Annotated in this window: 13 protein-coding genes; 10 read left to right on the forward strand and 3 right to left on the reverse strand. The window is 70.2% G+C overall.

Going from position 1 to position 9507, the window contains the following annotated elements:
• Window positions 1-109: 109 nt before the first annotated feature.
• Window positions 110-415 carry a 30S ribosomal protein S14 gene (gene rpsN / locus ACZ60E_RS44050; RefSeq protein ID WP_384801591.1) on the reverse strand — a complete coding sequence of 102 codons (306 nt, stop codon included), beginning with the start codon at window positions 413-415 and terminating at the stop codon, window positions 110-112.
• A complete protein-coding gene (gene rpmB / locus ACZ60E_RS44055; RefSeq protein WP_384801594.1) occupies window positions 415-651 on the reverse strand; it encodes a 50S ribosomal protein L28 in 237 nt (78 codons plus the stop codon). Before rpmB ends, rpsN begins: the two co-directional genes overlap by 1 nt.
• Before the next feature lie 75 nt (window positions 652-726).
• Here rpmB and rpmG point away from each other — a divergent pair, with 75 nt between their 5' ends.
• The 5 genes from rpmG to ACZ60E_RS44080 all read left to right on the forward strand — a co-directional run bounded on the left by rpmG (window position 727) and on the right by ACZ60E_RS44080 (window position 3206).
• Window positions 727-891: a 50S ribosomal protein L33 gene (gene rpmG, locus ACZ60E_RS44060; protein WP_469448000.1), complete on the forward strand. Its 165-nt coding sequence runs from the start codon at window positions 727-729 to the stop codon at window positions 889-891.
• 5 nt (window positions 892-896) lie between these two features.
• Window positions 897-1163, forward strand: coding sequence for a type B 50S ribosomal protein L31 (locus tag ACZ60E_RS44065; RefSeq protein ID WP_469448001.1), 267 nt, complete (start codon window positions 897-899; stop codon window positions 1161-1163).
• A complete protein-coding gene (locus tag ACZ60E_RS44070; RefSeq protein ID WP_469448002.1) occupies window positions 1163-2317 on the forward strand; it encodes a GTP-binding protein in 1155 nt (384 codons plus the stop codon). Before ACZ60E_RS44065 ends, ACZ60E_RS44070 begins: the two co-directional genes overlap by 1 nt.
• A 4-nt stretch (window positions 2318-2321) precedes the next feature.
• A complete protein-coding gene (gene rpsR, locus ACZ60E_RS44075; protein WP_469448003.1) occupies window positions 2322-2588 on the forward strand; it encodes a 30S ribosomal protein S18 in 267 nt (88 codons plus the stop codon).
• 399 nt (window positions 2589-2987) lie between these two features.
• On the forward strand, window positions 2988-3206 hold the full coding sequence (locus ACZ60E_RS44080) for a DUF397 domain-containing protein (RefSeq protein ID WP_384801779.1): 219 nt from the start codon (window positions 2988-2990) through the stop codon (window positions 3204-3206).
• Window positions 3207-3362: 156 nt separating this feature from the next.
• Here ACZ60E_RS44080 and ACZ60E_RS44085 read toward each other — a convergent pair whose 3' ends face one another.
• Window positions 3363-3860, reverse strand: a complete 498-nt coding sequence (locus ACZ60E_RS44085) for an ATP-binding protein (protein WP_199854788.1) — start codon at window positions 3858-3860, stop codon at window positions 3363-3365.
• 344 nt (window positions 3861-4204) lie between these two features.
• Between ACZ60E_RS44085 and ACZ60E_RS44090 the strand changes: the two genes are divergently transcribed.
• The 5 genes from ACZ60E_RS44090 (at window position 4205) to ACZ60E_RS44110 (ending at window position 9295) form a co-directional block, all read left to right on the forward strand.
• Window positions 4205-5029, forward strand: a complete 825-nt coding sequence (locus tag ACZ60E_RS44090) for a helix-turn-helix domain-containing protein (protein ID WP_469448009.1) — start codon at window positions 4205-4207, stop codon at window positions 5027-5029.
• 80 nt (window positions 5030-5109) lie between these two features.
• Complete coding sequence (locus ACZ60E_RS44095; protein ID WP_453792495.1) at window positions 5110-6573, forward strand: aldehyde dehydrogenase family protein; 1464 nt, start codon at window positions 5110-5112, stop codon at window positions 6571-6573.
• Window positions 6574-6817: 244 nt separating this feature from the next.
• On the forward strand, window positions 6818-7459 hold the full coding sequence (locus ACZ60E_RS44100) for a PadR family transcriptional regulator (protein WP_469448004.1): 642 nt from the start codon (window positions 6818-6820) through the stop codon (window positions 7457-7459).
• 112 nt (window positions 7460-7571) lie between these two features.
• A complete protein-coding gene (locus ACZ60E_RS44105) occupies window positions 7572-8537 on the forward strand; it encodes an ATP-binding cassette domain-containing protein (protein ID WP_469448005.1) in 966 nt (321 codons plus the stop codon).
• Complete coding sequence (locus ACZ60E_RS44110; RefSeq protein ID WP_469448006.1) at window positions 8534-9295, forward strand: ABC transporter permease; 762 nt, start codon at window positions 8534-8536, stop codon at window positions 9293-9295. The genes ACZ60E_RS44105 and ACZ60E_RS44110 overlap by 4 nt, the downstream gene beginning before the upstream one ends.
• Window positions 9296-9507: the final 212 nt, after the last annotated feature.

Here is a 9507-nt window from a genome sequence, read left to right on the forward strand (position 1 = left end):
GCGCGAACGGCCCCCACCGGGCCGCAGTCGGAAGCCGGCCTCAGCCACCCCACCCCCGCCGGCCCGCAGTCGGAAGTAAGCCTCAGCCACCCCGCTCCCCCAACACCCCCTACCAGGAAGACTTCCGCACCCCCGGTAGGTAACCCCCGTGCCCCAGCACCCGCAGGTTCACCCGGGATACCCCGAACGCCCGGAAATAGCCCCGTGGACGCCCGTCCACCGCGTCCCGGTTGCGTACCCGTCCCGCCGCGGCGTCCCGTGGCTGGCGTCGCAACTCCCGCCCGGCGGCGAGCCGTTCGGGCTCCGTGGAGGACGGCCGGCGCACGATCTCCTTCAGTTCGGCCCGCCGCTCGGCGTACCGCGCGACCACCACCCGCCGCGCCTCGTTCTTCGCGATCTTGCTCTTCTTCGCCATCAGACCTTCACCCCGCGGGCCCGGATCCGCGCCACGGCGGCCTCGACGCCGATGACGTCGACGGTCTTGATGCCCTTGGTGCTCAGCTTCAGCCGGACGAACCGCCCTTCACCCGGCAACCAGTACCGCTTGCTCTGGATGTTCGGGTCGAAGCGGCGCGACGTGCGCCGGTGCGAGTGGGAGATGGAGTTGCCGAAGCCCGGCCGGGTCCCGGTCAGCATGCAGTGTGCGGACATGGTGAGTGACGTACCTCTCTCGATCTCTTCCGTTCCCGTTATTGGTAATGGGATTCGTTTTCATATACTAGCTGCATGGCACGCAACGAACTCCGACCGGTCGTCAAACTCCGGTCCACGGCCGGGACCGGCTACACGTACGTCACCCGCAAGAACCGTCGCAACGACCCCGACCGGCTGACCCTGCGCAAGTACGACCCCCGCGTGGGCCGGCACGTCGACTTCCGAGAGGAGCGCTGAGCGTCATGCGCGAGGGAATCCATCCGGCGTACGGGCCCGTCGTCTTCCGGGACCGGGCCGCCAACCACGCCTTCCTGTCCGGCTCGACCATGACGAGCGGGAAGACGATCGACTGGGAGGACGGCAATACGTACCCGGTCGTCGACGTCGAGATCTCGAACGTGAGCCACCCCTTCTACACGGGCACGGCCCGCGTACTGGACACGGCCGGCCGCGTCGAGCGCTTCGAACGCCGCTTCGGCACGAACCACGGCACGAGCGGGGAGCGCTGATGCTGTCCGTCGCCGTCGTCGGCGGGCTGCACGCCGACGCGCGCAGGCAGGCCGTGGAGCGGCTGCTCGCCGACGTGCCGGGTGCCGTGGCGCTGCACCACGACCTCGCGACGTCCGCGAAGGGGACGGTGGTACGGACCGTCCGCGACCGCACCGGCATCGTCTCGGCCGGTGAGGCGCCGCTGGTCAACGACTGCGCGTGCTGCGCCCTGCGCGAGGACCTGGTCCCGGAGCTGGAGCGGCTCGCGGCGGACGGCGTGACCCGGCTCGCGATCGTCGAGCTCTGGGACTCGGTCGAGCCGAAGGCGATGGCCGAGGTGGTCGCGAGCGCCGGACTCCGCCTCACCGGCGTCATCACCGCGGTCGCCCCCGCGCTGGTGCTCCCGTACCTCGGCAAGGGCGACGACCTCGCCGATGCGGGACTCGCCGCCGCCACGACCGACCAGCGCACCGTCGCCGACACCTTCGCGCGTCAGCTGGAGTACGCCCCGGTCCTGGCCCTCGCCGACTCGGCGGAGGCCGACGACGAGGACCGCGCCCTGCTGGCCCAGCTCCACCCGACCGCCCGCAGGATCCCGATCGATCCCGCGGTGTCCGACCCCTCTCCGGGCGTCCCCTCACCCCTCGCCGCCGCCGCACTCGCCGGCTTCGACGTGGAGTCGGCCGCCGCCGCGCAGCATCCGGCCTGCGCGCTGCTGCCCGTGGAGGCGGACGAGTGCGGGGTCGCCACACTCGTGTGGCACCGGAGCCGGCCGTTCCACCCGGAGCGGCTCTACGCGGCGCTGGAGGACCTGGCCTGCGCCGCCGCGCGCAGCCGGGGCCGGTTCTGGCTCGCGGACCGGCCCGACACCCTGCTGCACTGGGACGCGGCCGGCGGCGCCCTGTGTGTGGAGAGCGCGGGGCCGTGGATGGCGTCCCTGCCCGACGCGGCCTGGGACATGCTGCCGCCGGTGCGCCGGGCCGCCGCCGCGCTCGACTGGCATCCGGAGCACGGCGACTGCTGCCAGCACCTCGTCTTCACCTCGCCGGGCCTGGACCGCGACAGGCTCGAACTGCTCCTGGAGTCCTGCCTGCTGACCGACAGGGAGTACGCCGCCGGCCGCACCGCCTGGAAGCGGCTCCCGCCCGCCTTCGACATCCTCCTGGAGGTCTGACCCCATGGCCCGTGACGCCGGTGCCGGTGGCGCCCGTAACGCCCGCAATCCCGGACGCAAGCCGTCCGCGCCGCGCCCCAACCCGTTGGATGCGGCGAAGATCACGTACATCGACTACAAGGACACGGACCTTCTGCGGAGGTTTCTCTCCGACCGCGGAAAGATTCGCAGTCGCAGGGTCACCCGGGTCTCGGCCCGGCAGCAGCGACGGCTGGCCCGCGCGATCAAGAACGCCCGTGAGATGGCTCTGCTGCGCTACGCGTCCCGCTAGTCCCGGCCGCCGCGCGGGCGCCGGCCCGTTTCGGGAGGCGCCCGCAGCCCCTCTGTTCCCCAGGTCCCCCAAGGTCCCCGTGGTCTCCGGGCCTCGACCGCCCCGGCCTGCCCGCCGGTCCCGCCCCGCCCGTTCATTCTCCGGGCGGGGCGGGCCCGTATCGGAACAGGAACGGCCCGGTGTGCGTCTCTTCCATTGACGGGGCGCGGAGTTGGAACGATTCGGGCTTCGCGACCGTCAAACCTGTAACCAGGAGAACACCCCCCGTGCACGTGCATCTGCCCATGCATCTGCATGTGAAGACAGCTATGATCCGGGGCAGTTGACCACTGCATCTATGGCAACAGACGCCAATGCACCACCGGGGAGCGACCTGTGGACCACGACGTGTACAACGGCATGGCTGCCACGGAGCTGCACGGGGCGGCCTGGCAGAAGAGCCGGCACAGCAACTCGCAGGGTTCCTGCGTGGAGTTCGCCCGGCTGCCCGGCGGCGAGGTGGCCGTGCGCAACTCGCGCTTCCCCGACGGCCCGGCCCTCGTCTACACCCGCGCGGAGATCGAGGCCATGCTCCTGGGCATCAAGGACGGCGAGTTCGACCACCTGACAGCGGGCTGACGCCGGCGGCCGTCAGGGGCGCGTGCGGACGCGGCGGATGCACAAGGGTGTATACGGCCTTTCCGCCCCGCGCCCCGCGGCAGGCCACAGCGGCCCGCAGCCCCGGGAGCCCGTAACGCGCGTAGAACCGCGGCGCGAAAAAAGCGCCGCGGTTCGTCACGCCGAGGGCCCCAGGCGGAACAGGGCCCACACGACCTTGCCGTTGAGGGTGTTGGCCAGCGGGTGCCATCCCCAGCCGTCGGCGAAGGACTCGACCAGGAACAGGCCGCGTCCCGACTCCGCCGAGAAGTCGTCGGAGTCGCCCGCGACCGGGCTGTCGTGGCTGGGGTCGCGCACCGCGCACACCAGTCTCTCGGTCCACCGCATCAGGTGGAGCCGCACGGGCGGTTCCTGGTCGGCGGAGCGGGGGGTGTCCGCGGGCAGCGCGTGCCGCAGCGCGTTGGTGACGAGTTCCGAGACCACCAGACAGACGTCGTCGAAGCGGTTGCCCACGTCCCACTGGTCGAGCGTGCGGCGGGTGAACTGCCGTGCGTCGCGCACCGCTTCGTAACGGGGCGGGAGGGCGCAGGAGGCGGCGTTGGAGACGGCCGCCGGGTCCAGTGGCGGAAGCCCCTGCCTTAACGGCTCCAGCATGGTCGATCCATTCGTCCCCATGCGAGGCACTCCCGGGGTTCGCGGTCGTTGCGATGCAGCGGTGGCGCTAGACCATCGTTCCGTCTGCGTTCGGCAGATGCAAGGGCAGATGCACGTGCACGCGCCCGAATTGGACCTTCCCATACCGCTTCTTGGTGCTTTTTTCCGCCATCTCTCCGCCACATTTCTCGGTCTGGCTTGTCTTCTCCTTGTCGTTTCCTGTGTAACTCCCCTGAAAGCTTGCCGTTTCTGTAACCGAACGAGTACTGCTTGAAGTGTTTTAGTGGCAGACTGCGGCCCTTGAGGACGGGTTGGGGAGGCTGGCGAACGTGAGCGCGCAGGAGTCGGGATCGGTGGTACGGCGCATGCTGCTCGGCTCACATCTGAGGCGGCTGCGCGAATCGCGTGGGATCACCCGGGAGAAGGCCGGTTACTCGATCCGAGCCTCCGAATCGAAGATCAGCCGTATGGAGTTGGGCCGGGTGAGCTTCAAGACGAGAGACGTCGAGGATCTGCTGACGCTCTACGGGATCGCCGACGAGGCGGAGCGCAAGTCACTGCTGTCGCTCGCCAAGGAGGCCAACGTCGCGGGCTGGTGGCACAGTTACTCGGACGTCCTGCCCAGCTGGTTCCCGACCTATGTCGGCCTGGAGGGCGCCGCGGCCCACATCCGTTCGTACGAGGTGCAGTTCGTGCACGGGCTGCTGCAGACCGAGGCGTACGCGCACGCGGTCGTCACCCGGGGCATGAGAGGCGAGAGCGGGGCCGACATCGACCGGCGGGTGGCGCTGCGCCTGGAGCGCCAGAAGTACCTCGTGTCGGAGAGCGCGCCCGAGTTCCACGTGGTGCTGGACGAGGCGGCGCTGCGGCGGCCGTACGGCGACCGGGACGTGATGCGCGGTCAGCTCCAGCACCTCATCGACATCTCCCAGCGCCCGAACGTACGGCTCCAGATCATGCCGTTCAGCTTCGGCGGGCACGCGGGCGAGAGCGGCGCCTTCACGGTGCTCAGCTTCCCCGAGTCCGACCTGTCGGACGTGGTCTACCTGGAACAGCTCACCAGCGCGCTGTACCTGGACAAGCGCGAGGACGTCGCCCAGTACGAGAAGGCGATGAAGGAGCTCCAGCAGGACAGTCCGGGCCCCGACGAGAGCCGCGATTTGCTCAGAGGACTGCTCCAACTCAGTTGAAACACCCGTACGATGACATGTGATCAGACCGTGAAGATGCATGGGCTGTTGCCTCGGGCAGCAAGGGATTGAGGGATCACATGTCGTCGTCCTACTTCACCGACCTGGCTCAGCAGTACATCGACGGCCGATGGCGTCCGGGCACCGGGTCCTGGGACATCATCGACTTCAATCCGTACGACGGTGAGAAGCTTGCCTCGATCACGATAGCCACGGTCGACGAGGTGGACGAGGCCTACCGGGCCGCCGCCCGCGCCCAGAAGGAATGGGCGGCGACGAACCCGTACGCGCGGCGGGCCGTGTTCGAGAAGGCGCTGCGGATCGTCGAGGAGCGCGAGCAGGAGATCGCCGAGGTGATCGTCGCGGAACTGGGCGGCACCCGGCTGAAGGCCGGCTTCGAACTGCACCTCGCCAAGGAGTTCCTGCGCGAGTCGGTCAACCTGGCGCTGCGGCCCGAGGGCAAGATCATCCCCTCGCCCGGCGACACCAAGGAGAACCGCCTCTACCTCGTCCCGGTCGGCGTAGTCGGTGTGATCAGCCCCTTCAACTTCCCGTTCCTGCTGTCCCTGAAGTCCGTGGCGCCCGCCCTGGCCCTCGGCAACGGCGTGGTCCTCAAGCCGCACCAGAACACCCCCATCGTGGGCGGCTCCCTGGTCGCGAAGATCTTCGAGGACGCGGGCCTGCCCGCCGGTCTGCTCAACGTGGTGATCACCGACATCGCGGAGATCGGCGACGCCTTCCTGGAGCACCCGGTCCCCAAGGTCATCTCCTTCACCGGCTCCGACAAGGTCGGCCGCCATGTGGCGACCGTCTGCGCTGCGCAGTTCAAGCGCTCGATCCTCGAACTGGGCGGCAACAGCGCCCTGGTGGTCCTGGACGACGCGGACGTCGACTACGCCGTGGACGCCGCGGTCTTCAGCCGGTTCGTGCACCAGGGCCAGGTCTGCATGGCCGCGAACCGCATCCTCGTGGACCGCTCGGTCGAGGCGGAGTTCACCGAGAAGTTCGTGGCCAAGGTGAAGTCCCTCAAGGTCGGCGACCCGAGCGACCCGGAGACCGTCATCGGCCCGGTCATCAACTCCTCGCAGGCGGACGCCCTTTCGTCCGTCGTGAGCCAGGCGCTCGCCGAGGGCGCGACCGCGCTCGTGCGGGGCACCACCACCGACAACCTCGTCGAGCCGACCGTCCTGACCGGTCTGCCCGCCGCGTCCGACCTCCTCCGGCAGGAGATCTTCGGCCCCGTCGCGCTCCTCGTGCCGTTCGACGGCGAGGAGGAGGCGGTACGGATCGTCAACGACACCCCGTACGGGCTCAGCGGCGCGGTGCACACCGCCGACGTCGAGCGCGGTGTCTCCTTCGCCAAGCGGATCGACACGGGCATGTTCCACGTGAACGACGGCACCGTGCACGACGAGCCGCTGGTCGCCTTCGGCGGCGAGAAGTCCTCGGGCGTGGGCCGGCTGAACGGCGAGGCCACGGTCGAGGCGTTCACCACCCAGAAGTGGATCTCGGTCCAGCACGGCCGCAGCTTCTTCCCGTTCTGAGGGGTACCGGGCGGTTCCGAGTGGTATCGAGCGGTTCCTGAGCCGACAGGTCCGCGCCGGGTCCCGGTGGGCCCGGCGCATGGGGCGGCCCTAGGGCCTGTCTGGCAATTCCCGTCTGCCGGGCGACGCCATGCACGCTCCCCCAGCCTCCGGCCGGGGGGACCCCCAGAGCACGCACCTGACGCCGCCCGGCCGCCCTCCGGGCGACGACGGGAATTGTCAGACAGCCCCTAGGCTTGACCGCATGTCAGCGATCCGCCTTCTCGTCCTCGGCGCCGTACGTCAGCACGGCCGGGCCCACGGCTACCAGGTGCGCAACGACCTGGAGTACTGGGGCGCGCACGAGTGGTCCAACGCCAAGCCGGGTTCGATCTACCACGCGCTCAAGCAGATGGCGAAGCAGGGAATGCTGATCGCCCACGAGATCGCGCCCTCCACGGTCGGCGGTCCGCCGCGCACGGAGTACGAGATCACGGAGAAGGGCACGGCGGAGTACCTGTCCCTGCTGCGCGAGTCCCTGACCTCGTACGACCAGAAGCCGGACGTGCTCTCCGCGGCGCTCGGCTTCGTGGTGGACCTCGGCCGTGACGAGGCGCTCGAACTCCTGGAGGAGCGGGTGCGGGGCATCGAGGAGTGGCGTACGGCCGTCACCGAGCACTATGTGCCGGACGACGGGCCCGGCCAGCTCGGTCACATCGGCGAGATCATGAACTTCTGGGTCCACTCCGCCGACAGCGGTGCCGAGTGGACCCGCGGTCTGATCCAGCGGATCAAGGCCGGCGCGTACACCTTCGCGGGTGAGGGCGAGCCGTTCGTCGGGGTGCTCTCGGAGGGCGACGAGAACCCGTACAGCACGGGGCGGACGCATCCGGAAGACGTCGGTTAATCAAGTTTGACTAAAGCCTTGCGCGGGCATACCCTCCGTCGATGAATCGGTAGTCAAGTTTGAGTAACCCGAGATTCCCTGTGGGGGATCGGCTGTACACGGAGGGAGCCCGATGACCGACGTGATCGTCGTCGAGGGCGTTCGGAAGCGGTACGGGAACAAGTACGCGCTGGACGGGCTCGATCTGCGGGTCGCGCGCGGCACGGTGCACGCGCTGCTCGGCCCCAACGGCGCGGGCAAGACGACCCTGGTCAGGGTCCTGTCCACGCTGCTGCGGCCCGGCGGGGGCCGGGTGGAGGTGGCCGGACACGACGTGGTGACCGGGGCACGGGAGGTGCGTCGCCGGATCGGTCTGCTCGGCCAGCACGCGGCACTCGACGAGGAACTGGGCGGACACCAGGACCTGGAGATGTTCGGACGCCTCCATCACCTGGGTGCCCGCCACGCGCGCGTGCGGGCCGACGAGCTCCTGGAGCGCTTCGGCCTCGCGGACACGGGCCGCAAGCCGGTGAAGCGGTACAGCGGCGGTATGCGGCGGCGCCTGGATCTGGCCGCCTCGCTCATCACCGAACCGGAGGTGCTCTTCCTCGACGAGCCGACCACGGGCCTCGACCCGCGGGGCAGGACCGAGGTGTGGGAGGCGGTGCGCTCCCTGGTCGGCGGCGGTACGACCGTACTGCTCACCACGCAGTACCTGGAGGAGGCGGACCAGCTCGCCGACGGGATCTCGCTCCTCGACCGGGGACGGATCGTCGCGGGCGGCACGGCTGACGAACTGAAGGCGCGGGCGGGCGGCGACCGTATCGACGTGGTGCTGCGGGACGGCGGCCGGCTGGGAGCCGCGGTCGCCCTGCTGCCGCTCACCAGGGCGGAGATCTCGGTGGACGTGGACCGGCGGCTGCTGAGCGCCCCGGTCGTGGACCGCATGAAGGCGCTCGCCGGGGTCGTACGGGCCCTGGAGGAGGCCGGGATCGAGGCGGAGGACGTGGCGCTGCGGCGGCCGACGCTGGACGAGGTGTTCCTGCGGCTGACCGCGGACGGCGACCTCGGCTCCGACCCCGCGAAGGAGGCGGTGTGAGTACGTACGCGCTGAGCGATTCCTGGGTCATGACCCGCCGCGAACTCGCCCACTGGGTGCGGCAGCCGGCCCAGGTCCTGGTCGGGCTGGTCTTCCCGGTGATGCTGCTGCTGATGTTCAGCTATCTGATCGGCGGCGGCCGGGGCGTCGAGGGCGACTACGTCGACTTCCTGGTGCCCGGCATGTTCGCGCTGACCATGGCCTTCGGCCTGGAGGGCACGATGCTGGCCGTCACCCAGGACCTCAACAAGGGAGTGATCGACCGCTTCCGCTCGATGCCCATGGCCGACGGGGCGGTCCTGGTCGGCCGTTCGGCCGCCGACATGCTCCAGTCGGCGCTCGGCCTGCTCGTGCTGATGGGCGTCGGGTACGCGCTCGGCTGGCGCGCGCACGGCACGCTCGGCGCCTTCCTGGGCGCCGTGGGCCTGCTTCTGCTGCTGCGGTTCGCGATGCTGTGGATCGGCATCCTGCTGGCGATGGTGGCGGGCAGACCGGAGATGGTGCAGGCCGTGCAGATCCTGGTCTGGCCCGTCGGCTTCCTCTCCAACGCCATCGCGACCCCCGAGTCTATGCCCGACTGGCTGGCCACGGTCGTCGACTGGAACCCGCTCTCCCAGACGGCGACGGCGGTACGCGACCTGTTCGGCTCGCCGGGCGCCGAGTCGGGTCACATCTGGGCGGCGGTCGCCTGGCCGCTGGCCCTGCTGGCGGTGTTCTTCCCGCTGGCGGTGCGGAGGTTCGGCACGCTCGGCAAGTAGCCGTGCAAGTGGCCCTGCAAGTAGCCCGTGCAAATAGCCGTGCACGTGTCTGGGCAGGCGCAGCGGGGGGGGGGGGGGGGGGGGGGGGGGGGGGCCCCCCCCCCCCCCCCCCCCCCCCCCCCCCCCCCCCCGCCCCCCCCCCCCCCCCCCCCCCCCCCCCCCCCCCCCCCCCCCCCCCCCAAAACCGACCTGAGGGCCTTTAGGGGCGCGGG

The organism is Streptomyces sp. NPDC102514, assembly GCF_055584525.1.